The 26,935-nt window shown below is 75.0% G+C and carries 25 protein-coding genes and 1 pseudogene; 19 read left to right on the top strand and 7 right to left on the bottom strand.

What is annotated here, in order from left to right:
* The first annotated feature begins 8 nt into the window (after positions 1–8).
* The 3 genes from KUM42_RS07670 to KUM42_RS07660 all read left to right on the top strand — a co-directional run bounded on the left by KUM42_RS07670 (position 9) and on the right by KUM42_RS07660 (position 3,026).
* Positions 9–1,643 carry a cytochrome c biogenesis protein ResB gene (locus tag KUM42_RS07670; protein ID WP_237496173.1) on the top strand — a complete coding sequence of 545 codons (1,635 nt, stop codon included), beginning with the start codon at positions 9–11 and terminating at the stop codon, positions 1,641–1,643.
* On the top strand, positions 1,640–2,599 hold the full coding sequence (ccsB, locus tag KUM42_RS07665; protein WP_237496172.1) for a c-type cytochrome biogenesis protein CcsB: 960 nt from the start codon (positions 1,640–1,642) through the stop codon (positions 2,597–2,599). Before KUM42_RS07670 ends, ccsB begins: the two co-directional genes overlap by 4 nt.
* Before the next feature lie 181 nt (positions 2,600–2,780).
* Positions 2,781–3,026 (top strand): hypothetical protein, encoded by a 246-nt coding sequence (locus KUM42_RS07660; protein WP_237496171.1) that lies wholly within the window; start codon positions 2,781–2,783, stop codon positions 3,024–3,026.
* A gap of 97 nt (positions 3,027–3,123) precedes the next feature.
* On the opposite strand, the gene KUM42_RS07655 is transcribed toward KUM42_RS07660, so the two are convergent.
* Complete coding sequence (locus KUM42_RS07655) at positions 3,124–3,348, bottom strand: hypothetical protein (RefSeq protein ID WP_237496170.1); 225 nt, start codon at positions 3,346–3,348, stop codon at positions 3,124–3,126.
* Between the two features lie 138 nt (positions 3,349–3,486).
* Between KUM42_RS07655 and KUM42_RS07650 the strand changes: the two genes are divergently transcribed.
* Both KUM42_RS07650 and KUM42_RS07645 read left to right on the top strand, forming a co-directional pair.
* Positions 3,487–3,918 carry an Lrp/AsnC family transcriptional regulator gene (locus tag KUM42_RS07650; protein WP_237496169.1) on the top strand — a complete coding sequence of 144 codons (432 nt, stop codon included), beginning with the start codon at positions 3,487–3,489 and terminating at the stop codon, positions 3,916–3,918.
* 53 nt (positions 3,919–3,971) lie between these two features.
* Entirely contained in the window at positions 3,972–4,289 is a 318-nt protein-coding gene (locus KUM42_RS07645) for a DUF4229 domain-containing protein (protein ID WP_237496168.1), read from the top strand.
* Between the two features lie 60 nt (positions 4,290–4,349).
* Here the strand turns inward: KUM42_RS07645 and KUM42_RS07640 are convergent, their stop codons facing one another.
* The 4 genes from KUM42_RS07640 to KUM42_RS07625 form a co-directional block, all read right to left on the bottom strand.
* Positions 4,350–5,219 (bottom strand): 1,4-dihydroxy-2-naphthoate polyprenyltransferase, encoded by an 870-nt coding sequence (locus KUM42_RS07640; protein ID WP_237496167.1) that lies wholly within the window; start codon positions 5,217–5,219, stop codon positions 4,350–4,352.
* A complete protein-coding gene (gene menE, locus KUM42_RS07635; RefSeq protein WP_237496166.1) occupies positions 5,219–6,376 on the bottom strand; it encodes an o-succinylbenzoate--CoA ligase in 1,158 nt (385 codons plus the stop codon). Before menE ends, KUM42_RS07640 begins: the two co-directional genes overlap by 1 nt.
* A gap of 73 nt (positions 6,377–6,449) precedes the next feature.
* The gene (locus KUM42_RS07630) at positions 6,450–7,007 is read right to left on the bottom strand and encodes a hypothetical protein (protein ID WP_237496165.1); all 558 of its coding nucleotides are present in this window, start codon (positions 7,005–7,007) and stop codon (positions 6,450–6,452) included.
* 5 nt (positions 7,008–7,012) lie between these two features.
* A complete protein-coding gene (locus KUM42_RS07625; protein ID WP_237496164.1) occupies positions 7,013–7,705 on the bottom strand; it encodes a CDP-alcohol phosphatidyltransferase family protein in 693 nt (230 codons plus the stop codon).
* Between the two features lie 152 nt (positions 7,706–7,857).
* Here KUM42_RS07625 and KUM42_RS07620 point away from each other — a divergent pair, with 152 nt between their 5' ends.
* Both KUM42_RS07620 and menD read left to right on the top strand, forming a co-directional pair.
* Positions 7,858–8,802, top strand: coding sequence for an o-succinylbenzoate synthase (locus KUM42_RS07620; RefSeq protein ID WP_237496163.1), 945 nt, complete (start codon positions 7,858–7,860; stop codon positions 8,800–8,802).
* Complete coding sequence (gene menD, locus KUM42_RS07615; protein WP_237496162.1) at positions 8,799–10,568, top strand: 2-succinyl-5-enolpyruvyl-6-hydroxy-3-cyclohexene-1-carboxylic-acid synthase; 1,770 nt, start codon at positions 8,799–8,801, stop codon at positions 10,566–10,568. Before KUM42_RS07620 ends, menD begins: the two co-directional genes overlap by 4 nt.
* 6 nt (positions 10,569–10,574) lie before the next feature.
* Here menD and KUM42_RS07610 read toward each other — a convergent pair whose 3' ends face one another.
* The gene (locus KUM42_RS07610; protein WP_237496161.1) at positions 10,575–13,241 is read right to left on the bottom strand and encodes a bifunctional diguanylate cyclase/phosphodiesterase; all 2,667 of its coding nucleotides are present in this window, start codon (positions 13,239–13,241) and stop codon (positions 10,575–10,577) included.
* A gap of 104 nt (positions 13,242–13,345) precedes the next feature.
* The gene (locus KUM42_RS07605) at positions 13,346–14,599 is read right to left on the bottom strand and encodes an isochorismate synthase MenF (RefSeq protein WP_237496160.1); all 1,254 of its coding nucleotides are present in this window, start codon (positions 14,597–14,599) and stop codon (positions 13,346–13,348) included.
* 38 nt (positions 14,600–14,637) lie between these two features.
* Here KUM42_RS07605 and KUM42_RS07600 point away from each other — a divergent pair, with 38 nt between their 5' ends.
* The 12 genes and pseudogenes from KUM42_RS07600 to nuoK all read left to right on the top strand — a co-directional run bounded on the left by KUM42_RS07600 (position 14,638) and on the right by nuoK (position 26,933).
* Positions 14,638–15,354: a demethylmenaquinone methyltransferase gene (locus tag KUM42_RS07600; RefSeq protein WP_237496159.1), complete on the top strand. Its 717-nt coding sequence runs from the start codon at positions 14,638–14,640 to the stop codon at positions 15,352–15,354.
* Positions 15,355–15,992: 638 nt separating this feature from the next.
* Complete coding sequence (locus KUM42_RS07595; RefSeq protein ID WP_370629344.1) at positions 15,993–16,355, top strand: NADH-quinone oxidoreductase subunit A; 363 nt, start codon at positions 15,993–15,995, stop codon at positions 16,353–16,355.
* Between the two features lie 7 nt (positions 16,356–16,362).
* Positions 16,363–16,866 (top strand): annotated as a pseudogene (locus tag KUM42_RS07590) (NADH-quinone oxidoreductase subunit B family protein); the annotation flags it as partial.
* Between the two features lie 161 nt (positions 16,867–17,027).
* On the top strand, positions 17,028–17,711 hold the full coding sequence (locus KUM42_RS07585; protein WP_237496158.1) for an NADH-quinone oxidoreductase subunit C: 684 nt from the start codon (positions 17,028–17,030) through the stop codon (positions 17,709–17,711).
* Positions 17,708–19,030, top strand: a complete 1,323-nt coding sequence (locus KUM42_RS07580; RefSeq protein WP_237496157.1) for an NADH-quinone oxidoreductase subunit D — start codon at positions 17,708–17,710, stop codon at positions 19,028–19,030. Before KUM42_RS07585 ends, KUM42_RS07580 begins: the two co-directional genes overlap by 4 nt.
* Entirely contained in the window at positions 19,027–20,028 is a 1,002-nt protein-coding gene (gene nuoE / locus KUM42_RS07575) for an NADH-quinone oxidoreductase subunit NuoE (protein ID WP_304610761.1), read from the top strand. The genes KUM42_RS07580 and nuoE overlap by 4 nt, the downstream gene beginning before the upstream one ends.
* A 2-nt stretch (positions 20,029–20,030) precedes the next feature.
* Positions 20,031–21,359 carry an NADH-quinone oxidoreductase subunit NuoF gene (gene nuoF / locus KUM42_RS07570; RefSeq protein ID WP_237496156.1) on the top strand — a complete coding sequence of 443 codons (1,329 nt, stop codon included), beginning with the start codon at positions 20,031–20,033 and terminating at the stop codon, positions 21,357–21,359.
* On the top strand, positions 21,356–23,758 hold the full coding sequence (locus KUM42_RS07565; protein ID WP_237496155.1) for an NADH-quinone oxidoreductase subunit G: 2,403 nt from the start codon (positions 21,356–21,358) through the stop codon (positions 23,756–23,758). Before nuoF ends, KUM42_RS07565 begins: the two co-directional genes overlap by 4 nt.
* Positions 23,755–25,164, top strand: coding sequence for an NADH-quinone oxidoreductase subunit NuoH (nuoH, locus tag KUM42_RS07560; RefSeq protein ID WP_237496154.1), 1,410 nt, complete (start codon positions 23,755–23,757; stop codon positions 25,162–25,164). The genes KUM42_RS07565 and nuoH overlap by 4 nt, the downstream gene beginning before the upstream one ends.
* On the top strand, positions 25,157–25,777 hold the full coding sequence (gene nuoI, locus KUM42_RS07555; protein ID WP_237496153.1) for an NADH-quinone oxidoreductase subunit NuoI: 621 nt from the start codon (positions 25,157–25,159) through the stop codon (positions 25,775–25,777). Before nuoH ends, nuoI begins: the two co-directional genes overlap by 8 nt.
* Positions 25,774–26,637: an NADH-quinone oxidoreductase subunit J gene (locus KUM42_RS07550; RefSeq protein ID WP_237496152.1), complete on the top strand. Its 864-nt coding sequence runs from the start codon at positions 25,774–25,776 to the stop codon at positions 26,635–26,637. The genes nuoI and KUM42_RS07550 overlap by 4 nt, the downstream gene beginning before the upstream one ends.
* Positions 26,634–26,933 (top strand): NADH-quinone oxidoreductase subunit NuoK, encoded by a 300-nt coding sequence (gene nuoK, locus KUM42_RS07545; protein WP_237496151.1) that lies wholly within the window; start codon positions 26,634–26,636, stop codon positions 26,931–26,933. Before KUM42_RS07550 ends, nuoK begins: the two co-directional genes overlap by 4 nt.
* Positions 26,934–26,935: the final 2 nt, after the last annotated feature.

Genomic DNA, 26,935 nt, shown 5'->3' with positions numbered 1-26,935 from the left:
GGAGCCCGGTGACCACCACCGCACCACCCCGCCCGGCCGCACCGGCCACCCCGCCGTCCCCGCCGTCGCCGGCCCGCCGGGTGGCCAACCGGCTGCTGCGCTGGTGGCGGCAGCTGACCGCCATGCGCACGGCGCTGATGCTGCTGTTCCTGCTGGCGGTGGCGTCGATCCCCGGCTCGCTGCTGCCGCAGCGCTCGCTGTCGCGCACCAACGTCAGCAAGTACTTCACCGACCACCCGACGCTGGCGCCCTGGCTGGACCGGCTGTTCCTCTTCGACGTCTTCAGTTCGCCGTGGTTCGCCGCGATCTACCTGCTGCTGTTCATCTCCCTCATCGGCTGCGTGGTGCCGCGGGCGATCGAGCACGGCCGCACGCTGTTCACCCCGCCGCCGCCGGCCCCGCGCCACCTGCAGCGGCTGCCGGAGCACACCGAGCTCACCACCCCGCTGGCCGGCCCGGTCCTCCTCGACGTCGTCGAGGAGGAGCTGCGGGTCCGCCGCTTCCGGGTGGTGCGCCGGGACGGGAAGAACGGCCCCGAGGTCTCCGGGGAGAAGGGCTACCTGCGCGAGACCGGCAACGTGCTGTTCCACCTGTCGCTGCTGGCCCTGCTGCTCGGCCTGGCCGGCGGCAAGATGTGGGGCTACGAGGGCAGCATCCTGGTCAGCGAGGGCCAGGGCTTCTGCAACTCCTTCCAGCAGTACGACACCTACTCCGCCGGCCCGCTGGTCGCCGGGGAGGACCTCACCGGCCTGTGCGTCGACCTCGACGACTTCGAGGCCAAGTACGAGCAGAACCTGACCGCGTCCTCCTACACCGCCGACATCAGCTACCAGGTCGATGGCGGGCCGACCGTGCCCACCACCATCGGGGTCAACCACCCGCTGCGCACGCACGGCGACCGGGTCTACGTCACCGGGCACGGCTACACGCCCTCGTTCAGCATCACCCTCCCGGACGGGACGGCGTTCACCGACCTCTCGGCGCCCTTCCTGCCGTCGGACCCGGGCACGATGCTCAGCCAGGGCGTGCTGAAGGTGCCCGACCTCGGACCGGGGTCGACCGGGTCGCTGGCCATCGAGGGCTTCTTCGCCCCGACCGGTGTCCTGCAGGCCGGGCTGCTCACCTCCGTCGACCCGCGGCCGCTGGACCCGCAGGTCGGCATCAACGTCTACACCGGCTACCTGGGCCTGGACTCCGGGCTGCCGCAGTCGGTCTACTCCCTCGACCAGGACCTCATCGACCGGGGCGCGCTGACCCAGGTCGGCCGGGCGAACCTGGCGGTGGGGGAGTCGATGACGCTGCCCGACGGCACCACGGTCACCTTCAGCGGGTTCCGTGAGTTCGCCGCCGTGCAGGTCTCCCACGACCCGGGCCAGGTGTGGGTGCTCGGCGCCGCCGTCGCGGTGCTCGTCGGGCTGCTCGGCATGCTCCTGGTGCGCCGCGAGCGGGTCTTCGCCCGCGTCGTCCCGGGCCCCGACGGCGGGGGTACCGTTCTCGCCATCGGCTCGCTGACCCGGGGGAGTGCCGACACCGGACCCCGTTTCACCGCGCTCACCGGCGACGTCGGTACCGCGCTGGCCACCCGCGCGGCCGCTCCACCGGCCGCCGCACCCCCACTCTCCGAGGAGGCTCCGCCGTCGTGATCGACGAGTCGCTCGCCAGGTTGTCCGACACGTTCTTCACGATCACGGTGGTCGTGTACTCCCTCGCCGTGGTCGCGTTCTGCGCCGAGCTGGCCTTCGGCCGCCCGGCCCGCGCCCGCCAGCTGGTCGGCGCCGGTGCCCCCGTCGAGGGGGCGACCGCCCTCGCCGACCCGGCCGCGGAGCCCGCCCGGGCCCGCCGGCTCGGTTCCGTGGCGATGGCGCTGACCGTCGTGGGTCTGCTCGCGCACGCCGCAGTCCTGGTGACCCGCGGGATGGCGGCCCACCGGCTGCCCTGGGGCAACATGTACGAGTTCACGACCGTGGTCGTGCTCGTCGCCGTGCTGGCCTACACCGCGCTGGCGCTGCGCGCCCCGGAGCTGCGGCACATCGGCGTCTTCGTCATGGGCCCGGTCGTGGTGTCCCTGGCCCTGATCCGCATGGTGCTCTACGTCGAGGCCGGCCCGCTGGTGGCCGCCCTGCGCTCCTGGTGGCTGGCCGTGCACGTCACGACCGCCACGCTCGGTTTCGGCATCTTCTTCGTCAGCGGCATCGTGAGCGTGCTGTACCTCGTGCGCAGCCGCCGCGAGGAGCGCGCCGCCGCCGGTGAGGTGCTCGCCCCCTCGCTGCTGGACCGGCTGCCCTCGGCCGCCGTGCTCGACCGCACCGCGCACCGCACCGCCGTCTTCGGCTTCCCGATCTGGACCTTCGCCGTCATCGCCGGCGCGATCTGGGCCGAGAGCGCCTGGGGCCGCTTCTGGGGCTGGGACCCGAAGGAGACCTGGGCGTTCATCGCCTGGGTCGTCTACGCCTCCTACCTGCACGCCCGCACCACCTCCGGCTGGCGCGGCCGTCCCTCGGCGTGGATCAACGTCGTGGGCCTGGCGGTCATGGTCTTCAACCTGCTGTACGTGAACTTCGTGTCCACCGGCCTGCACAGCTACGCCGGGGTCAGCTGACCCCTGCCGGGTGAGACGGTCACCTCACCGACCGTCACGGACGGGTGAAACGAGACCGCACGGTACGCGCAGGCCTGCCGCGTGCCGTGCGGTCCGTGTCATCCTGGCGACATGACTGAAGGCGGTGTTGTCCACGGTGGGTAAGCACTCAGCTGACGACGGAGCCGGCGTCGACCCGATCGTGGCGGCTGCGCTCGCGCAGCGGCCCTCCCCGGCGGAGCCGGCCGAGCCACGGCACGCCCCGGGCCTCGTCCCGGTGGACGCCGACGGCACGGGCGGCCTGGGCTGGCCCGGTGACCCGGCCGACGGTGGCGGGCTGGGCTGGCCGGCCCGCGACGCCGACGCGGTCCCGGCGGACCGTCCCGTCCGCCGCCGCGGCTGGCGCCGGTTGTTCGGCGCCGCGCGGCAGGACAGCACCGCAGCCTGACCGACCCCGTCCTCCGCGCTCCCTGGACGGGGCCGAGGACAGCACGAGCCGTCAGCCCCGAGGGGCTGACGGCTCGTCGTGTGTCAGGGGCGTCCGGTCAGCTCAGGCTGCCGTCGTCCCGCTTCGCGCGGCGCTCGAGCTCGCGCAGGAAGTCCGGGTCGTCGTCGGGCGCGATCGGCCGGACCGGCCGCTGCGGCCGGGGGCCGCGTGGGGCCCGTCCGCCCCGTCCCGGACCGCCGGAGCCCCCACCCGGGGCCTGACCGGCGCGCATGACCAGCACGACCGCGACGACCGCGATCACCATCAACACCAGGAAGACCACCTGGCCACCCCCCTCGTCACCCCCAATGTACGACCGCGGCGATACTCGGGGGCGGGATCGCACGGGCTGTCCGGGCGCGACCCGTACAGCTGCGCCCCGGCGGGCGCCCCGAGGAGCCGGAGGGCCGACATCGACGCGGTGGACGAGCAGCTCGTGGGGCTGCTGCGGGCCAACGGACGGGCCAGCTACGCCGAGCTCGCCCGCCAGGTCGGGCTGTCGGCGCCCTCGGTGCACGAGCGAGTCGGCAAGCTCGAGGCGGCCGGCGTGATCACCGGCTACCAGGCGGTCGTCGACCCGGCGACCGTGGGGCTGGGCGTCACCGCCCTGGTCGGGGTGATCGAGAGCGACCAGGTCGACGACACCGGCCTGGAGCAAGCGCTCGCCGAGCTGCCGTCGGTGGAGGACTGCTGGCGGGTCGCCGGCAGCGAGGGCTACGTGCTCAAGGTCCGCGTCCCCGACATCCGGGCACTCGAGGACACCATCAGCGCGTTGAACAGGATCAGGGGCGTCGCCCGCACCCGGACCACGGTCGTCCTCTCCACCAAGTGGGAGGGTCGCCATGGTCGATGACAAGAGCGTCGCGTGGGTGGTCACCACCCCCGCGACCGAGTGGGAGGGCCGTCATGGCTGAACCGATCGACGCCGGACCCGTCGAGACCCCCGGGTCGACGGCGGCACCGGGCGCCAAGCCCGAGGTGGGGAAGTGGCTGGCGGTCTACACGCTCGGCCGGCTGGCCATCGCCGCCGCCCTGGTCGCGCTGCTGTGGGCGCTCGGGCTGCCGGGCACCCCCGGCTTCCTGTTCGGCGTCCTGCTGGCCATGCCGGTCGCCTACCTGGTGCTGGGCCCGGTGCGCACGAAGCTCACCACCGCGCTGGTGGCCCGGGCCGAGCAGAAGGAGCGGCTGCGCACCGAGCTGCGCGGCACCGACCCGCTGGACTGACGAAGGACCCCGCTGCCCCCCACCACGCGCTCCGCGCGCGGCGGGTCCCTGCAGCGGGGTCTAGCTCAGGGCGAGGCCGAGGCCGAGCAGGACGCCGGTGGCCAGGGTGAGCTGGCCGGTGCCCTTGAGCGCGCCGATGAGCACCGGCCCGCGGCCGCCGCTCAGCACGGTGCGCACCGGCGGGACGGCCAGGGGCACGGCCAGCAGGGCCAGCAGCGCCCAGGGCCGCTCGACGCCGATCGCCACGATGCAGGCGAAGGCGACGACGAGCAGGCCGGTGTAGGCGATCCGGGTGCGCGCCTCGCCGAGCAGCACCGCGAGGGTCCGCTTGCCGACGGCGGCGTCACCGTGCACGTCGCGCAGGTTGTTGACCACGAGCAGCGCCACCGACAGCAGGCCGATCGGGACGGCGGCGGCGAACGCCAGCCCGTCCAGTGACCGGGTCTGCCCGAAGGTGGTCCCGACCACGGCGACCAGGCCGAAGAAGACGAAGACGAAGACCTCGCCCAGCGCCCGGTAGCCGTAGGGGATCGGCCCGCCGGTGTAGGTCCAGGCGGCCAGGATCGACACCGCGCCGACCGCCACCATCCACCAGCTGGACACCGCGGCCAGCGCGAGCCCGGCCAGCGCGGCGACCCCGAAGGCGAGCATCGCGGCGATCAGCACCTGCTGCGGCGTCGCCGCCTTCGACCCGACCAGCCGCATCGGGCCCACCCGGACGTCGTCGGTGCCGCGCTTGCCGTCGGAGTAGTCGTTGGCGTAGTTGACGCCCACCTGCAGCGACAGCGCGACGACCAGGGCCAGGAGCGCGGGCCCGAGCCGGAAGCCGTCGAGGGCAGCGGCGGCACCGGTGCCGACGAGGACGGGGGCGAGCGCGGCGGGCAGGGTGCGGGGGCGCGCGCCCTCCAACCACTGGGCGGGGGTGGCCACTAGGAGTCTCCTTCGACGAGCTCGGTGATCGACCGGCGGTCGGGCTTGCCGGTGTGCAGGGTCGGGACGGTGTCGAGCAGGGTCAGCGCGCGGGGGGCGGCGGCCCGCCCCAGCCGGTCGGCGACCCAGGGCCGCAGCTCGGCGAGGTCGGGGACGGCGCCCGGGGAGGGGACGACGGCGGCGACGACGCGCTGCCCCCACTCGGGGTCGGGGAGCCCGACGACGACGGCGTCGGCCACCGACGGGTGTTCGCGCAGGACCGCCTCGACGGACTGGGGTGAGACGTTCACCCCACCGCTGATCAGCACGTCGTCCAGCCGGCCGTGCACGGTCAGGACGCCGTCAGCGGTGAGCGAGCCGGCGTCGCGGGTGGCGAACCAGCCGTCGCGGAACGCCGCCTCGGTGGCCGCGGGGTCGAGCCGGTAGCCCGACGCCAGCACCGGCCCGGCGAGCTCGACCCCGTCGGTGACCCGCACCGAGACCCCGTCGAGGGGCCGGCCGTCGTAGACGCAGCCGCCGGCGGTCTCGCTCATCCCGTAGGTGGTGCGCACCTGCACCCCGGCGGCGCGCGCCCGGTCGAGCAGGGCCTCGTCGGTGGCCGCCCCGCCCACCAGCACCGCGGCGAAGGAGGCCAGGACGTCGGGCTCCTCGGCCAGGTACCGGCGCAGCTGGGTGGGCACCAGCGAGGTGTAGCGGCGGTCGCCGGCCGGCAGCCGGCCGACGGCGTCGGCGAGCCGCTCACCGCGGGCCAGGACGGCGGGCTCGCGGCCGGCCAGCGCGCTGCGGACCAGCACCTGCAGCCCACCGACGGCCGAGGTGGGCAGTGCCAGCAGCCAGCTGCCGGCACCACCGAGCCGGTCGAGGGTGGCCGTGGCCGAGGAGCGCAGCGCGGCGGCGGACAGCAGCACGCCTTTCCCGCCGCCGGTCGAGCCGGAGGTGACCACCACCAGGTCGGTGCCGGGCTCCAGGGGCTCGTCGGGGCGCAGCACCGCCCGGGCCGCGGTGGCCGGACCGGCGCCGGCGGGCAGCACGGCGAGGGGGGCGCCGCCGTCCAGGGCGCGGCGCAGCGCCGGCCACACCGTGGTCAGCGCGGCTCCGGCGTCCTCGGGAGGTGGCGCGGGCACCAGGACCAGCTGCCGTGCACTCGGGATCGCCACGTCGGGGAAGGCTACGGCCCGGGTGTGGACGACCCGGCCGGAAGTGTGGACGTCCTCCCCGGGACGGGCCGGGTCAGAACAGGTCGGGCACCAGCGCGAGGACCACGAACCGGACGGTGCGGCCGAGCAGGCAGGTGACGATGAACGCCTTCAGGCTCATCCGCGAGGTGCCGGCGTAGAACGCGATCGCCAGCAGCGGCGGGATGCCCACCGAACCGGACAGGAACACCACGGCCGGGCCCCAGCGCCCCGAGAGCAGCCGGATGCCCACGGCGTTGACCCGCTTCAGCCAGCGCCCGACCGGCCGCAGCGCCCGCTTGACCGGCCCACCCGGTGGCTGCTCACCGGCCTCCTCGGCGGCCTGGATCTCCGCGGCCTCCTTGGCGCCGCGGTCGCGCAACCGGGTGAGCCACTTCGAGCTGGAGGCGCCGCGGGCGGTGGTGAACAGCAGCACCTTGCCCACGGTCTGACCGAGGGCCGCGGCGACCGCGCCGGCGACGGCGACGGTCTGGGTGTTCTGCACCGCCAGCCCGATGACGTAGGCCTCGACGGGCAGGAACGGCGTCACCGCCGAGACCGCCCCGACCACCAGGCCGAGCGCGATCAGCCCGATCGTGCCGGCGTCAGGCACGGTGGTCAGACACCGGCGAGCATCCCCTGCGGCACGTGCGGGGTGTCCTTGGGCACGGTGAGCCGCAGCACCCGGCCCAGCGACCAGAGCTTGATCACCAGCACGGTGGAGGCGGCGACGAGGGCGACCCACTGCTGGTCGGGCAGCAGCACCAGCAGGGTGATCAGCAGGGTCGTGTTGGTGACCTTGGCGACCACGTGCCAGTTGAGCGTGTAGGCGAGCTTGTCGATCAGGTAGAAGTAGTTCGGGGACAGCACCGGCCAGCGCATGGGCAGCAGCGTCAGCGGCAGGTCGATGACCACGAACTGGAAGAGGAAGACCGCGATCGGCCAGGGCGCGTCGACGAACTGCAGGAACACCAGGGCGCAGCTGATGCAGTTGACCCGGTCGCACACCACGTCGAAGTAGGCGCCGAAGCGGGTCTCCTGGTGCTGGAACCGCGCGATGTTGCCGTCGGCGGAGTCGCCGACCCAGTAGGTGAGGTAGGCGGCCAGCAGCAGCGGCCAGGAGTGCGCGGCGGCCGCGCCGATGACCAGGCCGAGCGAGGTCAGCGTGCGCAGGACGGTGACGGCGTTGGCCGCGTTGCGCAGCACGCGGGGGTCCTCGCAGCCGCAGCCGCGCACCCCGCACCGCACCGGGCCGCCGGGGTACCGCGGCGACCGGTCCGCGGTGGGCGGGTGCTCCGTCCGAGCTGCCACAGCGACCTCCGGGGGTTTCGACGTGCACGGGACCGCAGCGATCATGCCCGCAGCTGGCCACGGGCGGCCGGGGAGAACGGTAGGGCAAGCCACCGCACGGCACCGGCGCACGCCACCGGGACGCCGCACGTGGCGCGCCTAGGCTGTCTCCCGTGGCTCCCGATCCCGTCCCGCTGGAGTCCCACGTCTACCGGGTGCCGCTGCGCACCCGCTTCCGCGGCATCGACGTCCGCGACGGTGTGCTGCTGCGCGGGCCGGCCGGCTGGGGCGAGTTCTCCCCGTTCTGGGACTACGACGTCGCCGAGAGCCGCCGGTGGTGGGCCGCCGCGCACGAGGCCGCCGTCCGGGGCTGGCCGGCGCCGCTGCGCAGCAGCGTGCCGGTGAACGTGACCGTGCCCGCGGTGGGCCCGGAGCGGGCGCACGCGATCGTCACCGCGTCCGGCTGCCGCACCGCGAAGGTCAAGGTCGCCGAGCCCGGGCAGGACGCTGCTGAGGACGAGGCCCGGGTCGAGGCGGTCCGCGACGCGCTCGGCCCCGACGGCGCGATCCGGGTCGACGCGAACACCGCCTGGGACGTCGACACCGCGGTCGCCCGGATCACCGCCCTCGACCGGGTCGGGCTGGAGTACGTCGAGCAGCCGTGCGCCACGGTCGAGGAGCTCGCGCAGCTGCGCCGCCGGGTCGACGTGCGGATCGCCGCCGACGAGGTGGTGCGCCGGGCCGCCGACCCGCGGCGGGTCGACCTGCGCGGGGCCGCCGACGTCGTCGTCCTCAAGGTGCAGCCGCTCGGCGGCGTGCGGGCCGCGCTGGAGGTCGCCGAGGCGCACGGCCTGCCCTGCGTCGTGTCCTCGGCGCTGGAGAGCTCGGTGGGCATCGCCGCCGGCGTCGCGCTGGCCGCCGCGCTGCCGGAGCTGCCCTTCGCCTGCGGGCTGGCGACCGTGGCGCTGTTCACCGACGACGTCTCGACCACCCCGCTCCTGCCGGTCGACGGTGCACTGCCCGTGCGCCCCGTGGCCCCCGACCGGCTGGACGAGACGGCGGCGGACGAGGACACCACGCAGCGCTGGCTCGACCGGCTCGCGGCGGTGCGCGCGTGAACCCGGCCACCGCCTTCGCCCGCGTCCTCGTCGACGAACTGGTCCGCGGCGGGGTCACCGACGCCGTGCTGTCCCCGGGCTCGCGCTCGGCGCCGGTGGCGGTCGCGCTGGCCGAGGCCGAGACCGCCGGGCTGCTCCGGCTGCACGTGCGGATCGACGAGCGGACGGCGTCCTTCCTCGCGCTCGGGCTGGCGAAGTCCAGCGGCCGCCCGGTCCCGGTGCTCACCACCTCCGGGACGGCGACCGCGCACCTGCACGCCGCGGTGCTGGAGGCCGACGAGAGCGGCGTGCCGCTGTTGGCGCTGACCGCCGACCGGCCGCCGGAGCTGCGCGGCACGGGCGCCAACCAGACGATCGACCAGGTCGGGCTGTACGGCGGTGCGGTGCGCTGGGCGAGCGACGTGGGCGTGCCGGAGGTCGGCCGGGAGGACGCACAGAACCGGTACTGGCGCTCGGTGGTGGCGCGGGCGCTGCTGGTCGCGCGCGGCGACCTGTCCGGCGACCCGGGTCCGGTGCACCTCAACCTGGCGCTGCGCGAGCCGCTGATGCCCGACGACGCCGGCCCGGACTCCCGGTTCGCGTCGCCGGGGGGCGAGTTCGCCGGCCGCCCGGACGGCGGGCCGTGGACCGTGGCGGCCGGCGCCGGCGGGCCGCGCAGCGTGCCGTTCACCGGCGCCGACCCGGCCGCGGGCAGCCGGACGCTGATGGTGGCCGGGGACGCCCCGACGGCGGTCGGCCGGGCGGCCGCGGTCGTGGCCGACCAGCGGGGCTGGCCGGTGCTCGCCGAGCCCAGCAGCGGCGCCTGGGGCGCCGCCGGTGCCCTGCGCGGGCCGGCGCTGCTGCTCGGTGCCGGGGACTGGCTGGCCGCGCACCGCCCCGACCGGGTGGTCGTGGTGGGGCGCCCCACGCTGTCCCGGCCGGTCAACGCGCTGCTGGCCGACCCCGACGTGGTGGTGGAGACCTACGCGCCGTCGCCGCGCTGGGCCGACCCGGTCCGGCGCACGGCGGTCGTGGGCAGCGCCCAGCTCGACCCGGGGCTGGCGCTGCGCGACCCGGGCCGGCGTCCCCTCGCGGGCTCCGGTGCCGGCGGCTGGGCCGCGGAGTGGTCGGCGGCGGCGCAGCGGGTGGGCCGGGCGGTCGACGCCCAGCTCGACGACGTCCCCGGCCGGGGGCTGACCGCCGCCCGGCTGGCCCGCGACCTGGTGGCCACCCTGCCCGCGGGGGCGCTGCTGGTGCTCGGCTCGTCCACCCCGGTCCGCGACGTCGACCGGCTCGCCGTGCCGCGGCCGGGGCTGACCGTGCTGGCCAACCGCGGGGTGGCCGGCATCGACGGCACGATCTCCACCGCGGTGGGCGCGGCGCTGGCGCACCAGGGCGCCGGTGGCGGGCCGGCGTTCGCGCTGATGGGCGACCTGACGTTCCTGCACGACCTGACCGGCCTGCTGACCGGGTCGGGGGAGCAGCGGCCCGACCTGACCGTGGTGGTGCCGGACAACGACGGCGGCGGCATCTTCGGCACGCTCGAGCCGGGCCAGCCGCAGCACGCGGTGAACTACCGCCGGGTCTTCGGCACCCCGCACGGCCGGGACCTGGTGGCGGTGGCCCGCGCGCTGGGCTGGGCGGCGACCGCGGTCAGCGACCCCGCGCAGCTGGTGGCCGCACTGGGCGCCGGTGGCCCGCGGGTGGTCGTCGTCCGCACCGACGCCGCCGCGGAGGCGGCGCTGGGCACGCGGCTGCGGGAGGCCGCGGTCGCGGCGCTGGGCTGAGGCCCCTCAGCTCTGCGTCAGCGGGCCGAGGACCGGCACCGCGCGGGACATGAGCAGCCGCTCGGCCTCGTCGGTCTCCAGCGCGGGGGCGAAGAGCCAGCCCTGGGCGAGCTGGCAGCGCTCGGCCCGCAGCCGGTCGCGCTGGGCGACGGTCTCCACGCCCTCGGCGACGACCTCCAGCTGCAGGGTGCGGCCCAGCTGCACCAGGCCGTGCACGATCGCGGCGTCCTCGGCCGAGCCGTCGAGCAGGTCGACGAAGGAGCGGTCGATCTTGAGCACGTCGACCGGGAACTGGCGCAGGTAGCTCAGCGAGGAGTAGCCGGTGCCGAAGTCGTCCAGCGCGAGCCGCACGCCCAGGCCGCGCAGCGCGAGCAGCTGCTCCGCCACGGCGTCCGGGTCGGTGACCAGCGCCGTCTCGGTCACCTCCAGGACCAGCGAGGACGGCGCGATGCCGCTCGTGGCCAGCACCTCGGCGACGTCGGCCAGCAGCGAGCCGTCGGCCAGCTGGCGGGCGGAGACGTTGACCGCCATGGACAGCGGTGTCGCGGAGGGGTGCGTGCGCTGCCAGCGGGCGGCGGTGCGGGTGGCCTCGGCCAGCACCCAGCGTCCGATCGGCACGATGTGCCCGGAGTCCTCGGCGATCGGGACGAACCGGTCCGGCCCGATCGCACCCAGGGTGGGGTGGGTCCAGCGCAGCAACGCCTCGAAGCCGATGACGCACTCGGTCTGCAGGTCGACCACGGGCTGGTAGGTCAGCCGCAGCTGGCCGGCCGACAGCGCGCCGGCGAGCTCGCGCTCGAGCTCGATCCGCTGCAGGGCGGCCGCGCGCATGCCGGGGTCGAACACCACGGACTGGGCGCGGCCGGCGGCCTTGGCCCGGTACATGGCGATGTCGGCGTCCTGGAACATCGACAGCGGGGTCGCCTCGGCCGCGGCGACGACGATGCCGATGCTGGCGGCCACGCGCACGCGGTGCCCGCCGAGCTCGATCGGCTCGGCGATGACCTCCAGCAGCCGCTGCGCCAGCGCGGTGGCCGACGGCAGTCCGCCCTGGGTGTCGTCGACGAGGACGGCGAACTCGTCCCCGCCCAGGCGGGCGACGGTGTCCGCGGCCCGCACGACGTCCCGCAGTCGCTGGGAGACCGTGCACAGCAGCTCGTCGCCGGCCAGGTGGCCGAGGCTGTCGTTGACGTCCTTGAAGCCGTCGAGGTCCAGGCACAGCACGATCGGCGGGCTGCCGGTGCGGCCGGCCCGGCGCAGTGCCTGCTCGGTGTGGTCGAGGAACAGCGCGCGGTTGGCCAGCCCGGTCAGGCCGTCGTAGAAGGCCTGGTGGGCGAGCTCGGCCTCGGCCAGCTTGCGGGCCGTGATGTCGTAGACGCTGACGGCGATGCCCTCCACATCGGGGTCGGCGCGCAGGTCGACGGCGCGCCCGCCCAGCCAGACGACGCCGGCGGTGGGGTGCCCGCCGCGCAGCTCCAGCTCGACCGGCTCACCCGGCCGGGCGGTCGCCTGGGCCAGCACCGCGTGCACGTCGGCGGGGTCGACGCCCACGCCGCTCAGCAGCACCGGCAGCGACAGCCCGGCCAGGCCGGGCCGGCCCAGCAGCTCGGCCAGCGAGGAGGAGTCCGAGGTGAGGACGCCGTCGGGGTCGACCACGGCCACGGCGTCGGAGGAGTTGACGGCCAGCGCCTCGTAGCGGCGGGCCAGCGACCGGACCTCCGAGCGGGACCGGGTCGACTCCACCAGCAGCCGCTGGGCGCGGACGACGACGAGTGCGGTGAGCGACAGGGTGGCGAGCAGCCCCGGGAGCGGGTCGACGTCGATGCCCTTGACCCACGCGTCGAACTCGATGACCCCGGGCACGAGCAGCGGCAGGAACGCCGCGGTGATCCGCCACGAGCCGATCACCGCGTCGGGGGAGAGGACCGGCTGGGGCACCGGGCGGGCCGTCCAGGCGGCGGCGGCCAGGGCGACCGCGCCGGCCAGCCAGCCGGCGCTGAGCCAGTCGCCGATCTCGTCGGCGGAGGCGAGCAGCAGCCAGCTCAGGTCGGAGGCGGTCCAGGCGGCGGCGCCCGCGGCCAGCAGCACCGACTGCAGGTCCAGCCGGGCGCGCAGCACCACCGCGCGGACCACCAGCCCGACGGCGAGCACGTCCAGCACGGGGTAGGCGGCGAGCACGACCTTGCTGACCAGCGGGAGGGAGTCGTCGGCCAGGGTCGTGCCGATCGAGGCCTGCCAGATCACCAGCAGGGCGGCGATCAGCACGGCCGCGGAGTCCAGTGCGGCGTGCAGCCGGTCCCGGGCGGTGGTCGTGCCGGCCCCGGTGTGCCCCAGCAGGGCGGCGCCCAGGGCGACGTAGCTGCCCAGGTAGGCGACGTCGGCCACGGACACGTCCGGGGTGGAGCCGGTCAGCCAGTCCTGCACCTGCCACACGAGGTCGCCGACGGCGTTCAGGGTCAGGGCGACGGCCAGCCAGCGTGCGCCGCCGGCCGGACCGTGGCGCCGTGCGCCGAGCCAGGCGGCCGCGGCCGCGCCGGAGCTGACCAGCAGGTAGCTCGTCTCGGTCAGCACGGACTCGGGCAGGAAGGCCGCGGTCGCGATGAGGGCGGTCGCGGCCAGCAGCCAGCCGCCGACGGTCGCCCGTCCGCGGGTGGTGGCCGTGGTGGTGCCCATGGTGCGGTGTCCTCCCGGTCGACAGGTGTCGTCCGGGGAGGAGTCGGCACCGCGGGGGCGGTCCTGCAGCCCCGGGCGGGCCGGGCCCCTCCTGCGGGGGAGGGTCAGTCCTCCAGCGCCGCCTGGAACGCGGCGAGCTTGGCCTGGGTCTCGGCCAGCTCGGCGATCGGGTCGGAGCCGGCGACGATGCCGCACCCGGCGAACAGCCGCGCCTGCCGGCCACCGTCGGCGCCGGTCAGCTGGGCGCAGCGCAGGGCCAGGCCGAACTCGCCGTCGCCGCGGGAGTCCAGCCAGCCGACGGGGCCGGCGTAGCGACCGCGGTCCATGCCCTCCAGCTCGCCGATGACCCGGGCGGCGACCGGCGTCGGGCTGCCGCAGACCGCCGCGGTCGGGTGCACGGCGCCGACCAGCTCGAGCAGGCCGGTGGTGTCGCCGTCCCGCTGGCGGCCGCGCACGTCGCTGGCCAGGTGCCGCACGTTGGGCAGCGTGAGCACCGACGGGCGCTCGGGGACGTGCAGCTGCTCGACGAAGGGGCGCAGCGCGTCGGCGAGGGAGTCGACGGCGTAGGCGTGCTCGGCGTGGTCCTTGGCGGAGTCCTCCAGGCCGGCGGCGAGCCGGTCGTCCGCGGCACCGGCGCCGCGCGGGGCGGTGCCGGCCAGCACGCGGGAGTCGATGTCGCGGCCGGTGCGGCGCAGCAGCAGCTCCGGCGTCGCGCCGAGCAGCCCGTCGACGGCGAAGGTCCAGGTGTCGGGGAAGCGCTCGGCCAGCCGCAGCAGCAGCCGGCGGGGGTCCAGCGGACGGTCGGCGGAGACCAGCAGGTCGCGGGCGAGCACCACCTTGTCCAGCTCGCCGGCCTCGATCCGGGCCACGGCGGCCGCGACCGCGCCGCACCAGGCGACGGGGTCCAGGGCGCCGTCGGCGTAGGCGAGCCCGCCGATGGAGGTGGCGGCGTGCTGCTCGGAGGTCTCCACGACCGCGTCGGGGTCCTCGCCGGTGACCGTGACCCAGGTCGACCCGCCGCGGCGGCCCACCACGACCTCGGGGACGACGAACACCGACGTCCCGGCCGCCGGGTCGAAGGCGATCGAGCCGAAGACGACCGGCCCGGACCCGGGGACGCCGAGGGGGTCGGTCACCGCGGTGCGGGCGCAGCGCTCGGCCCACCACGCCGCGGCCTCCTCGAGGGCCTGCGGACCGGTGACCTCGAGGCGGTCGGCCTCGCCCCAGCCGACCAGGCCCTCGCCGCGGCGCACCCAGGCCAGCGCCCCGTCGGCGGGCAGCAGCGACAGCAGCGGGGTGCGGCGGGCGCCGAGCGGGGTCGTGGTCACCGCAGCGGTGCTCGCGGCGGTCGTGGTCACCGCTCCAGGGTAGGAGGCCCCCGGGTAGCGTCGCCGACGTGGCGACCGGTGGACGGACAGAGGCAGCGGGCGTGCGGGCGGGGCTGGACAAGCGCCCGGCGGACGTGGCCGCGATGTTCGACCGGGTCGCCGGCCGGTACGACGTGACGAACACCGTGCTCTCCGGTGGCCTGGACGCCGGCTGGCGGCGGGCCACCCGCGAGGCGCTGGGCGCCCGTCCCGGCGCCACCGTGCTCGACGTCGCGGCCGGGACGGCGGTCTCCACCGTCGAGCTCGCCGCCGGCGGGGTGCACGCGATCGCCTGCGACTTCTCCCAGGGCATGCTGTGGGCCGGCGCGTCGCGGGACGTGCCCAAGGTCGCCGGTGACGCGATGGCGCTGCCGCTGGCCGACGAGAGCGTCGACGGTGTCGTGATCTCCTTCGGGCTGCGCAACGTGGCCGACCCGGTCGCCGCGCTGCGCGAGTTCTCCCGGGTCACCCGGCCCGGCGGCACGCTGGTGGTCTGCGAGTTCTCCAGCCCGGTGTGGGCGCCGTTCCGCACCGTCTACACCGAGTACCTGATGCGGGCGCTGCCGGCGATCGCCCGGGCGGTGAGCAGCAACCCCGAGGCCTACGTCTACCTGGCGGAGTCGATCCGGGCCTGGCCGGCGCAGGTGGAGCTGGCGGGGTGGCTGCAGGAGGCCGGCTGGTCCGGCGTCGAGTGGCGCAACCTGACCGGCGGCGTCGTCGCGCTGCACCGCGGCACCAAGCGCTGAGTCCGCCGTCCGGCGGCTGCTCCCCGCGCCGCCGGACGGGCCTCACCCTCGGCGGCGTCCCGTCGCGCCTGGGCGGCATCGGCGCGGGGTGATCAGCCCGGGCTGGTGGTGGTCTCCCGGCGCGGGAGACCACCACCAGCGCGAGGTGATCACCCGGCCCGCCGCGATCACGCCCTGAGCGGACGGCGCCCGGGAGGGGCCCGTCGGGCAGCGCCCGGGTGCACGCTGCCGGCCATGACGTTCCCGCCGTCGCCCGTGCCCCAGCCGCCCTCGCCGTCCCCGTCGCCCGTGGACCCAGTCGCGCCGCCGTCCCCGGCACCGGTGCCGATGCCGAGCCCGACCGACCCGATCGCGCCCCCACCGGCTCCGGGCGGGGTGTCCGGCTGAGACCGAACCGCCAGCGTAGCAGGCCAGCACCACCCAATTGTGAAATGTGTCACGAAGGGGCTGGTGTCCCGGACTCCGGCGGCGATAGGCTCCGATCGCTCGACTTTGTGAAGTAGTTCACAAGCGCCGCACCCGGTCCGCCGGGTGCGGAGGAGAGGTCGTCCGGTGGTCTGCACAACGGAGTGCGCACCCCGCGGCGGTCGGCCCGCGGCTCGTCCGCGGCCGACCCCCGTGGTCGGGGAGCGCGGCTGATGCTGTCGAACTACGTCCCGCTCGTCGGCCTGTTCGCCCTGGCCGCCGCCTTCGCGCTGTTCTCCGTGACAGCCGCGCCGTTCATCGGCCCGCGCCGGTACAACCGCGCCAAGCTCGAGGCCTACGAGTGCGGCATCGAGCCGGTGGACCAGCCGCTCACCGGCGGCCGCTTCCCGGTCAAGTACTACCTGACCGCGATGTTGTTCATCGTCTTCGACATCGAGATCGTCTTCCTCTACCCCTGGGCCGTCGCCAACGACTCCCTCGGCGTCTTCGGCCTGGTCGAGATGGCCGTCTTCATCGCCACCGTCTTCGTCGCCTACGCCTACGTGTGGCGCCGCGGCGGGCTCGAGTGGGAGTGAGCTGACCATGGGACTCGAGGAGAAGCTGCCGTCCGGCGTCCTGCTGACCAGCGTGGAGAAGCTGGTCAACTGGACCCGCAAGTCCTCGCTGTGGCCGGCCACCTTCGGCCTGGCCTGCTGCGCCATCGAGATGATGGCCTCCGGCGCCGGCCGCTACGACCTGGCCCGCTTCGGCATGGAGGTCTTCCGCGCCTCTCCACGCCAGGCCGACCTGATGATCGTCGCCGGGCGGGTCAGCCAGAAGATGGCGCCGGTCCTGCGCCAGATCTACGACCAGATGCCCGAGCCCCGCTGGGTGATCGCGATGGGCGTCTGCGCCAGCTCCGGCGGCATGTTCAACAACTACGCGATCGTCCAGGGCGTCGACCACGTCGTCCCGGTGGACATGTACCTGCCCGGCTGCCCACCGCGCCCGGAGATGCTCACCGACGCCATCCTCAAGCTGCACCTGAAGATCCAGCACGAGCCGCTGGGCGCCAAGCGTGCCGCGCAGCAGGCCGCCGCCCGCGCCGACGGCACCGCGCCCGACCTGCACCTGGAGATGCCCTCCAGCGTCCGGGCGGACGCCGGGAAGCGCCGGGCCTACGAGGCGGCGGCCGCGGCCGGCCGCACGGGTCAGTTCGCCAGCGAGCAGCGCGGCGGCTCCGCCCTCCTGCTGCCCGGGGCGCCGCGATGACCGACGGCTTCCGCCGCGGCGCCTTCGGGGTCACCGGCAGCGGCGACACCTCCGGCTTCGGCGGCCTGGTGCGCGTCGAGCCCGGCGGCGCGGTCGCACTGCACTCCACCGACCGGCCCTACGGCGGCTGGTTCGACGAGGTCACCGACGCCCTGATCGACGCCGTCGGTGAGGAGACGTGGGCCGCGGCGGTCCCGCGGGTGCTGGTCGACCGCGGCGAGATCACCTATTTCGTCGTCCGCGAGCACCTGCTCACCCTGGTCCGCGCCCTGCGGGACGACGAGTCCCTGCGCTTCGAGCTGTGCAGCAGCGTCTCGTGCGTCGACTACCTGGACTCCGGTGGCCCGGGCGCGAACGCCGGCCGGCCGCGCTTCCACGTCGTCCACCACCTGACCTCGATGACCTACCGGCGTCGCATCCGGCTGGAGGTGGCGGTCACCGCCGAGGACCCGCACGTCCCCTCGGTCACCGGCACCTACCCGACCGCGGACTGGCACGAGCGGGAGGTCTGGGACATGTTCGGCGTCGTCTTCGACGGCCACCCCGCGCTCACGCGGATCCTGATGCCCGACGACTGGGACGGCCACCCGCAGCGCAAGGACTACCCGCTCGGCGGTGTCCCGGTCGAGTTCGAGGGCGCCCAGATCCCGCCGCCCGACGAGCGCCGGAGCTACCGGTGACGACGACCAGCGATCCGTACGCCGGCTCCCGGCAGACCACCGAGGGCCGCGTCTACACGGTCACCGGCGGCGACTGGGACCAGACCTTCGGCGCCGACCCGCACGAGGACGAGCGGCTCGTGGTCAACATGGGCCCGCAGCACCCCTCGACCCACGGCGTCCTGCGGCTGGTGCTCGACCTCGAGGGCGAGACGGTCACCAAGGCCCGCGTCGTCATCGGCTACCTGCACACCGGCATCGAGAAGACGACGGAGTACCGCACCTGGACGCAGGGGACGACGCTCGTCACGCGGATGGACTACCTCGCCCCGCTGTTCAACGAGACCGCCTACTGCCTGGCCGTGGAGAAGCTGCTGGGCATCGAGGTGCCGCAGCGCGCGCAGACCATCCGCGTCCTGGTGATGGAGCTCAACCGGATCGCCTCGCACCTGGTCGGGCTGGCCACCTTCGGGATGGAGATGGGCGCCCTCACCGGGATGACCAACGGCTTCCGCGAGCGCGAGCTGGTGCTCGACGTGCTGGAGGAGATCACCGGGCTGCGGATGAACCACGCCTACGTCCGCCCCGGCGGCCTCGCCCAGGACCTCCCCGACGGCGTCGAGGTCCGCATCCGCGAGCTGCTGCGGGTCATGCCGGAGCGGATCGCCGCGATGCACCGGCTGCTCACCGGCCAGCCGATCTGGCAGCGGCGCCTCAAGGACGTCGGCTTCCTCGACGTCACCGGCTGCCTCGCCCTCGGCGTCACCGGCCCGGTGCTCCGCTCGGCCGGGCTGCCGTGGGACCTGCGGAAGGTCGAGCCCTACTGCGGCTACGAGACCTACGACTTCGAGGTGCCGACCGCCGACACCGCCGACGCCTGGGGCCGCTACCTGGTGCGGGTGGCCGAGATGGGCGAGTCGCTGAAGATCGTCGGGCAGGCCGTCGACCGGCTGCAGCCCGGCCCGGTGATGGTGGAGGACAAGAAGATCGCCTGGCCCGCCCAGCTGTCGCTGGGTGCGGACGGCATGGGCAACTCCCTGGACCACGTGCGGCACATCATGGGCCAGTCGATGGAGGCCCTGATCCACCACTTCAAGCTGGTGACCGAGGGCTTCCGGGTGCCGGCCGGGCAGGTCTACCAGGCCATCGAGTCACCCCGCGGCGAGCTCGGCTACCACGTGGTCAGCGACGGCGGCACCCGCCCGTTCCGGGTGCACGTGCGCGACCCCAGCTTCGTGAACCTGCAGGCCACGGCGGCGATGAGCGAGGGCGGCATGATCGCCGACGTCATCGCCGCGATCGCCTCCATCGACCCGGTCATGGGGGGTGTCGACAGGTGACCGCACTCGACGGGTCCCGGGAGGCGGAGGCCACCACGGGGCTGGACGGGGGCCCGACCGCGCACGTCGCGGACCTGCCGCCGCTGACCGCGCAGACCGAGGCCGAGGCGCGCCAGCTCATGGCCCGCTACCCGCAGGAGCGGTCGGCGCTGCTGCCGATGCTGCACCTGGTCCAGTCGGTGCAGGGCCACGTCTCCCCGGAGGGCACCGCCTTCTGCGCCCGGCTGCTCGGGCTGACGAAGGCCGAGGTCAGCGCGGTCTCGACGTTCTACACGATGTTCAAGCGGCACCCGACCGGCGAGCACCTGGTCAGCGTCTGCACGAACACCCTCTGCGCCGTCCTGGGTGGGCAGCGGATCTACGACGCGCTGTCGGCCGACCTCGGCGTCGGCCACGACCAGACCACCGCCGACGGCACGCTCACCCTCGAGCACGCCGAGTGCCTGGCCGCCTGCGACCACGCCCCGGTCGTCACCGTCGACTACGAGTTCTACGACCAGCAGGACGTCGAGTCCGCGCGTGCGCTCGTCACCGCGCTGCGGACGGGTGAGAAGCCGCCGCCCACCCGCGGTGCGCCGCTCACCGACTTCCGCGGCGTCTCCCGCCAGCTCGCCGGCTTCTCCCAGCACCCGGACGCCGCCGCCGCGCAGGCCGCGGTGGACGGGCCCTCGGTCGGCGTCCCGACGGTGGTCGGCGTCCGGCTGGCCGCCGAGCGCGGCGAGTCCGCGCCCCCGTACGGCAGCACCGAGACCGACGACGCCCCGGCACCGGACGTGACCCCGGCCGGGACGGCGGGGGAGACGCCGGCCGAGCAGGCCGCCGACACCGCGGTCGCCTCCGCCGGCAACCCGGCCGAGCGGGCCGGCGCCGAGCAGCACCACCCCGACGCCCCCGAGCCCGCTGGCCGGCAGCCCGCCGAGCGCGGCGCCGAGGGCACCGACCGGCCCGCCACCCAGGGCCAGGCCGGCTCGGGCACCTCCGTCGAACGAGAGGTCTGACCATGCCCCTGACCCCGGTCCTCACCCGGCGCTTCGACGCCGACCGCTCCTGGACGCTGGAGACCTACGAGCGCCTCGACGGCTACACCGCGCTCCGGCAGGCGCTGGCGATGACGCCCGACGAGCTGGTCGCCCTGGTCAAGGACTCCGGCCTGCGCGGCCGCGGCGGTGCGGGCTTCCCGACCGGCATGAAGTGGAGCTTCATCCCGCAGCCGAAGCCGGGGGAGACCCCGACCGGCCCGGCCGCCGCGCCCAAGTACCTGGTGGTCAACGCCGACGAGGGCGAGCCGGGCACCTGCAAGGACGTGCCGCTGATGATGGCCGACCCGCACTCGCTCATCGAGGGCGTCGCCATCGCCGCGTACGCGATCCGCTCGCACTTCGCCGTCATCTACGTCCGTGGCGAGGCCGTGCACGCCCACCGCCGGCTGGTCGCCGCCGTCGCCGAGGCGTACGCCGCGGGCTACCTCGGCAGCGACGTCCTCGGCTCGGGCTTCGACCTGGAGCTCGTCGTGCACGCCGGCGCCGGCGCGTACATCTGCGGTGAGGAGACCGCGCTGCTGGAGTCGCTGGAGGGCTACCGCGGCCAGCCCCGGCTCAAGCCGCCGTTCCCCGCCGTCGCCGGGCTCTACGGCTCCCCGACGGTGATCAACAACGTGGAGACGCTGGCCACCGTGCCCTACGTCGTCCGCGGCGGGGCGGAGTGGTTCAAGGAGTTCGGCCCGGAGAAGAGCCCCGGCCCGAAGATCTACTCGCTGTCGGGCCGGGTGGTGCACCCCGGCCAGTACGAGGCCCCGATGGGGACGACGATGCGCGAGCTGCTGGCCATGGCCGGCGGGGTGCGGCCCGGCCACGAGCTGAAGTTCTGGACGCCGGGCGGCAGCTCCACCCCCTACTTCACGCCCGAGCACCTCGACGTCCCGCTGGACTTCGACTCCGTCGGCAAGGCCGGGTCGATGCTCGGCACCACCGCGCTGATGGTGTTCGACGAGACCGACTCGATCGTCGAGGCGACGCTGCGGTTCACCGAGTTCTACGCCCACGAGAGCTGCGGCAAGTGCACCCCGTGCCGGGAGGGCACGTCCTGGCTGGTCCAGGTGCTGGAGCGGCTGGTGCACGGGCAGGGGAGGGCCACCGACCTGGACCTGCTCACCGACATCGCCGACAACATCCTGGGCCGGTCGTTCTGCGCGCTCGGCGACGGCGCGACCAGCTGCATTGCCAGCTCGATGAAGTACTTCCGCGACGACTACGTGGCGCTGCTGCCCTTCGAGGAGCAGGAACGGCTCGGCCGGTCCCTGCGCATCGAGCCCGTGGCGGCGATGGCATGACCACCACCGTCCCCACCCCGGCCCCGGCCACGCCGCCGGCCGTCCCCGGCCCGCACACCCCGGCCGACGCCGTCCACTGCACCATCGACGGCTTCCCGGTCGCGGTCCCGAAGGGCACGCTGATCATCCGGGCCGCCGAGCAGATCGGCGTGCAGATCCCGCGGTTCTGCGACCACCCGCTGCTGGAGCCGGTCGGCGCCTGCCGGCAGTGCCTGGTGGAGGTCGCCGGGCAGCGCAAGCCGGTCGCCTCCTGCACCACCCCGGTGACGCCGGACATGGAGGTGCACACCCAGCTGTCCAGTCCGGTCGCGGACAAGGCGCAGCAGGGCACGATGGAGCTGCTGCTGGCCAACCACCCGCTCGACTGCCCGGTCTGCGACAAGGGCGGGGAGTGCCCGCTGCAGAACCAGGCGATGAGCAACGGCCGCACCGAGAGCCGGTTCGTCGAGGTCAAGCGCACCTACCCCAAGCCGCTGCCGATCAGCCCGCTGGTGCTGCTGGACCGCGAGCGCTGCGTGCTCTGCGCCCGGTGCACCCGGTTCAGCCAGCAGGTCGCCGGTGACCCGTTCATCGAGCTGTTCGAGCGCGGCGCGCTGGAGCAGGTCGCGATCGCCGACGACGAGCCGTTCTCCTCCTACTTCTCCGGCAACGCCACCCAGATCTGCCCGGTCGGCGCGCTGACCAGCTCGACCTACCGGTTCCGCTCCCGGCCCTTCGACCTGCGCAGCGAGCCCAGCGTCTGCGAGCACTGCGCCAGCGGCTGCGCCCAGCGCACCGACTACCGGCGCGGCGAGGTCACCCGCCGCCTCGCCGGTGAGGACCCCGCGGTCAACCAGGAGTGGACCTGCGACAAGGGCCGCTACGCCTTCCGCTACGCCGCCAGTGCCGAGCGGCTCACCACCCCGCTGGTCCGGCGCGACGGCGAGCTGCGGCCGGCCTCGTGGTCCGACGCGTGGGCGGCAGCCGCCGCAGGCCTGCGGGCAGCGCGCGCGGCCGGTGGGGTCGGCGTGCTCCCCGGTGGCCGGCTGACCGTCGAGGACGCCTACGCCTACGCCAAGTTCGCCCGCGTCGCGCTCGGCACCGACGACGTCGACGCCCGGGCCCGCGCGCACTCCGCCGAGGAGCTGTCCTTCCTCACCGCGCACGTGGCCGGCACCGCCCCCGGCGCCGGTGCGGTCACCTACGACGACCTCGGCGCCGCCCCGGCGGTGCTGCTGGTCGCGTTCGAGCCGGAGGAGGAGTCGCCGATCGTCTTCCTGCGGCTGCGCCGCGCGGTGCGCGAGAACGGCCAGCAGGTCCTCGACGTCGCCCCGTTCAGCACCCGGGCCGCGGCCAAGCTGCAGGCCACCGTGCTCACCACCGTGCCCGGCGACGAGCCCCGCACGCTCGCCGGCCTGGCCACCAGCGCGGCGTTGCGCCTGCCGGGTGCCGTCGTCCTGGTGGGGGAGCGGCTGGCCGAGGTGCCCGGCGGGTTCACCGCGGTCGCCGCCCTCGCCCGGGCCACCGGTGCCCGGGTCGGCTGGGTGCCGCGGCGGGCCGGTGAGCGCGGCGCGGTCGAGGTCGGCGCGCTGCCCGGGCTGCTGCCCGGTGGCCGGGCGCTGACCACCCCGCTCGACCGCGCCGAGATGGAGCGGGTCTGGGACGTGCAGCTCCCGGCAACGCCCGGCCGGGACCTGACCGGGATCCTCACCGCCGCCCGGGACGGCGCCCTGGGCGGGCTGCTCGTCGGCGGCGTCGACCCCGCCGACCTGCCCGACCCCGCGCTGGCCGAGCAGGCGCTGGCCGCCGCGGGGTTCGTGGTCAGCCTGGAGCTCTTCCCGAGCGCGGTGACCGCGCACGCCGACGTCGTCCTCCCCGTCGCTGCGGCGCCGGAGAAGGCCGGGTCCTACCTGGACTGGGAGGGCCGGGTGCGCCCCTTCGACGCCACCCTGCACGGCACCGGCCAGCTGACCGACGCCCGCGTGCTGCACGGCATCGCCGAGCACCTCGGCACCGACCTCGGCCTGCCCACCACCACGGCCGCCCGCACCGAGCTGATGGCCCTGGGCGGCGCCGCGCAGGCCCAGCCGGCCGGACCGGACGTCGCCCCGGCGCCCGTGCCCCGGCTGGGTGCGGACCAGGCCGTGCTCGCCTCCTGGCGGCAGCTGCTGGACGGCGGCACGCTGCTGCGCGACGAGCCGGCGCTGGCCGGCACCGCCCGGCTGCCCGTCGCGCGGCTGGGGGCGGCCACCGCCGCGCGGCTCGGGCTCGCCGAGGGCGACCCGCTCACCGTGCGCGGTCCCGCCGGCGTGGTCACCCTGCCCCTGCAGCTGGCGGACCTGCCCGACGACGTCGTCTGGGTGCCGATGGGGTCGGGTCTCCGGCCCGGCACCGTCGTCACCCTGGGCGGTGCGGCATGAGCCCCCTGGCCAGCGCCGACCAGCCCACGCTGGCCGACTTCGGGCACGACGTCTGGTGGATCGTGCTCATCAAGATCGTCGGGGTCTTCGGCGTGCTGGTCGCGATGACGCTGTTCGCGATCGTCTTCGAGCGCAAGGTCGTCGCCCGGATGCAGCAGCGCACCGGCCCCAACCGGGTCGGTCCGCGCGGCTACCTGCAGAGCCTCGCCGACGGGCTGAAGCTGGCGTTCAAGGAGGACGTCATGCCGGCGCTGGCCGACCGGCCGGTGTACTTCCTGGCCCCGGTCATCGCCACCGTCCCGGCGTTCCTGGCGTTCTCGGTCATCCCGCTGGGCCCGACGGTGAGCATCTTCGGCGAGCGCACCCCGCTGCAGCTCACCGACGCCCCCATCGGCGTGCTCGTCGTGCTGGCCTGCTCGGCGATGGGCGTCTACGGCATCGTGCTGGCCGGCTGGGCGTCCGGCTCCACCTACCCGCTGCTCGGCGGGCTGCGCAGCGCGGCGCAGATGGTCAGCTACGAGATCGCCATGGGCCTGTCGATCGTGGCGGTGTTCCTCTACGCCGGGTCGATGTCGACCTCGGAGATCGTCGCCGCGCAGGCGGACGGGACGTCGCTGTTCGGCGGCACCGGCAACGGGCCGGGCTGGTTCGCCGTCCTGCTGCCGGTGTCCTTCGTCATCTACGTCGTCGCCGTGGTGGGGGAGACCAACCGGGCGCCGTTCGACCTGCCCGAGGCCGAGAGCGAGCTGGTCGGCGGCTTCCACACCGAGTACTCCTCGCTGAAGTTCGCGCTCTTCTTCCTCGCCGAGTACGTCAACATGGTCACCGTCTCCGCGCTGGCCGCGACCCTGTTCCTGGGCGGCTGGCGGGCGCCGTGGCCGATCTCGGTCTGGGACGGCGCGAACACCGGCTGGTGGCCGCTGCTGTGGTTCTTCGGCAAGGTCGTCGCCGCGCTGTTCGTCTTCATCTGGCTGCGCGGCACCCTGCCCCGGCTCCGCTACGACCAGTTCATGCGCTTCGGCTGGAAGGTGCTGGTGCCCACGGCACTGGTCTGGATCCTGGTCGTGGCCACGATGCGCACGATCTCCCGTGAGGCCGGGCTGGACGGCGGTGTGGTGGCGGTGTTCGTGGGCGTGCCGCTCGCGCTGCTGGTGATCGCCGGGCTGCTGATCGCCTCCCGCCGGCGCAACCGGGACACCCGCGTGGTCGCCCGGGCCGCCGCGGCCGGCGCACTGGCACCCACCGGCGCGCAGGTGCTCCCGCCCCGGGGCCACGACCGCGCGGCCGGCGGCTTCCCGGTGCCGCCGCTGGACCTGGTGGTGCCGCCGTCACCCCGGCTGCGCACCCGTGAACCCGTCGGTGCCGGCGCGCCGGCCCCCGTCCGCGAGGAGGACGTCGATGTCTGACCAGCTGCCCGACCGGAGGAGCGGCGCCGAGGTCGCCCGGCCCGCCGAGACGGGGGCCCCGGCGAAGCGGACCTCCCGGCTGCCCGGGCCCGCGCAGGGCTTCGGCGTCACCTTCGCGGCGATGTTCGCCACGGTGACCACCGAGGAGTACCCGGAGGTGCCCAAGCAGACCAAGCCCCGCTACCACGGCCGGCACGTGCTCAACCGGCACCCCGACGGCCTGGAGAAGTGCGTGGGCTGCGAGCTGTGCGCCTGGGCGTGCCCGGCCGACGCGATCTACGTGCAGGGCGGGGACAACACCGACGAGGCCCGCTTCTCACCCGGGGAGCGGTACGGCGCGGTCTACCAGATCAACTACCTGCGCTGCATCTTCTGCGGGCTGTGCATCGAGGCCTGCCCGACCCGCTCGCTGACCATGAGCAACGACTTCGAGCTGGCCGACGACGACCGGCAGAAGCTGATCTACACCAAGGAGCAGCTGCTCGCCCCGCTGCTGCCGGGCATGGAGCAGCCGCCGCACCCGATGCGGCTGGGCGACGACGAGCGCGACTACTACCTCCGGGACACGACCGACGGGCCCGCACCCGCCCCCGACGTGCAGGCGCAGGCGTGAGCGTGCTGGCGGCCGCGGCCGACACCACCGGGCAGCTGGGCACCGGGGAGGCCGTCGTCTTCTGGGTGCTCGGGCCGATCGCGCTGGCCGGCGCGCTGGGCATGGTCCTGTCGAGGAACGCGGTGCACTCCGCGCTCTGGCTGGTCAACACGATGCTCGCGCTCGGCGTGCTCTACGTCGTCCAGGGGGCGCCGTTCCTCGGCGCCGTGCAGATCATCGTCTACACCGGCGCGATCATGATCCTGTTCCTCTTCGTGCTGATGCTGGTCGGCCGCGACGCCTCGGACTCCGTCGTCGAGACCCTGCGCGGGCAGCGGGTCGCCGCGATCGTGCTGGGCATCGGCTTCGCCGGGCTGGTCGGCGCCGGGGTCGCCCGGGCCACGCAGGACGTCGTCCCGCAGGGGCTGGGGGACGGCGCCTCGGGCGGCAACGTCGAGGGCATCGCCGCGCTGCTGTTCACCCGCCACCTGCTGGCCTTCGAGGTGACCAGCGCGCTGCTCATCACCGCCGCCGTCGGGGCGATGGTGCTGGCCCACGTGGAGCGGGAGCCCGGCAGCCGGCCGTCGCAGAAGGAGCTCTCCCGCGCCCGGTTCCTCACCGGTGACCACCCGCAGACCCTGCCCGGCCCCGGCGTCTACGCCCGGGCCAACTCGATCGCCGCCCCCGGCCGGCTGCCCGACGGCAGCCCCTCGGCGGCCAGCGCCAGCACCGGGGTGGAACCGCAGGTCGTCGACGAGCTGCCCCGCAGCGGCAGCACCGGCGCCGAGCGGGACGGCCTCACCCACGCCGGCGGCACCGACGCCGCCCTGGGCACCCTCGGCGGCCGGACGCCGGGCAGCGGGAACGGAGCTCCCCGATGACGATCGCGAACTACCTGGTGCTGGCCGCGGTGCTGTTCACCATCGGTGCGGTCGGGGTGCTGGTGCGGCGCAACGCCATCGTCGTGTTCATGTGCGTGGAGCTGATGCTCAACTCGGTGAACCTGACGTTGGTCACCTTCGCCCGCTCCACCGGCAGCCTCGACGGACAGCTGATCGCCTTCTTCGTGATGGTGGTCGCCGCGGCCGAGGTCGTGGTGGGCCTGGCGATCATCATGAGCGTCTACCGCACCCGCCGCTCGGCGTCGGTCGACGACGTCAACCTGCTGAAGTACTGAGC

The organism is Modestobacter sp. L9-4 (genome assembly GCF_019112525.1).
Lineage (GTDB): Bacteria > Actinomycetota > Actinomycetes > Mycobacteriales > Geodermatophilaceae > Modestobacter.
The sequence above is the reverse complement of the archived record's forward strand: the minus strand, read 5'-3'. Positions and strand labels throughout refer to the sequence as shown.

Excerpts from the sequence above, each read along its gene's own strand:
- KUM42_RS07645 (WP_237496168.1), top strand. The coding sequence starts at position 3,972 with ATGGCTGAACCGATCGACGCCGGACCCGTCGAGACCCCCGGGTCGACG.
- KUM42_RS07610 (WP_237496161.1), bottom strand. The coding sequence starts at position 13,241 with ATGGGCACCACCACGGCCACCACCCGCGGACGGGCGACCGTCGGCGGC.
- KUM42_RS07595 (WP_370629344.1), top strand. The coding sequence starts at position 15,993 with ATGCTGTCGAACTACGTCCCGCTCGTCGGCCTGTTCGCCCTGGCCGCC.
- KUM42_RS07585 (WP_237496158.1), top strand. The coding sequence starts at position 17,028 with ATGACCGACGGCTTCCGCCGCGGCGCCTTCGGGGTCACCGGCAGCGGC.
- nuoF (WP_237496156.1), top strand. The coding sequence starts at position 20,031 with ATGCCCCTGACCCCGGTCCTCACCCGGCGCTTCGACGCCGACCGCTCC.
- KUM42_RS07565 (WP_237496155.1), top strand. The coding sequence starts at position 21,356 with ATGACCACCACCGTCCCCACCCCGGCCCCGGCCACGCCGCCGGCCGTC.
- nuoH (WP_237496154.1), top strand. The coding sequence starts at position 23,755 with ATGAGCCCCCTGGCCAGCGCCGACCAGCCCACGCTGGCCGACTTCGGG.
- nuoI (WP_237496153.1), top strand. The coding sequence starts at position 25,157 with ATGTCTGACCAGCTGCCCGACCGGAGGAGCGGCGCCGAGGTCGCCCGG.
- nuoK (WP_237496151.1), top strand. The coding sequence starts at position 26,634 with ATGACGATCGCGAACTACCTGGTGCTGGCCGCGGTGCTGTTCACCATC.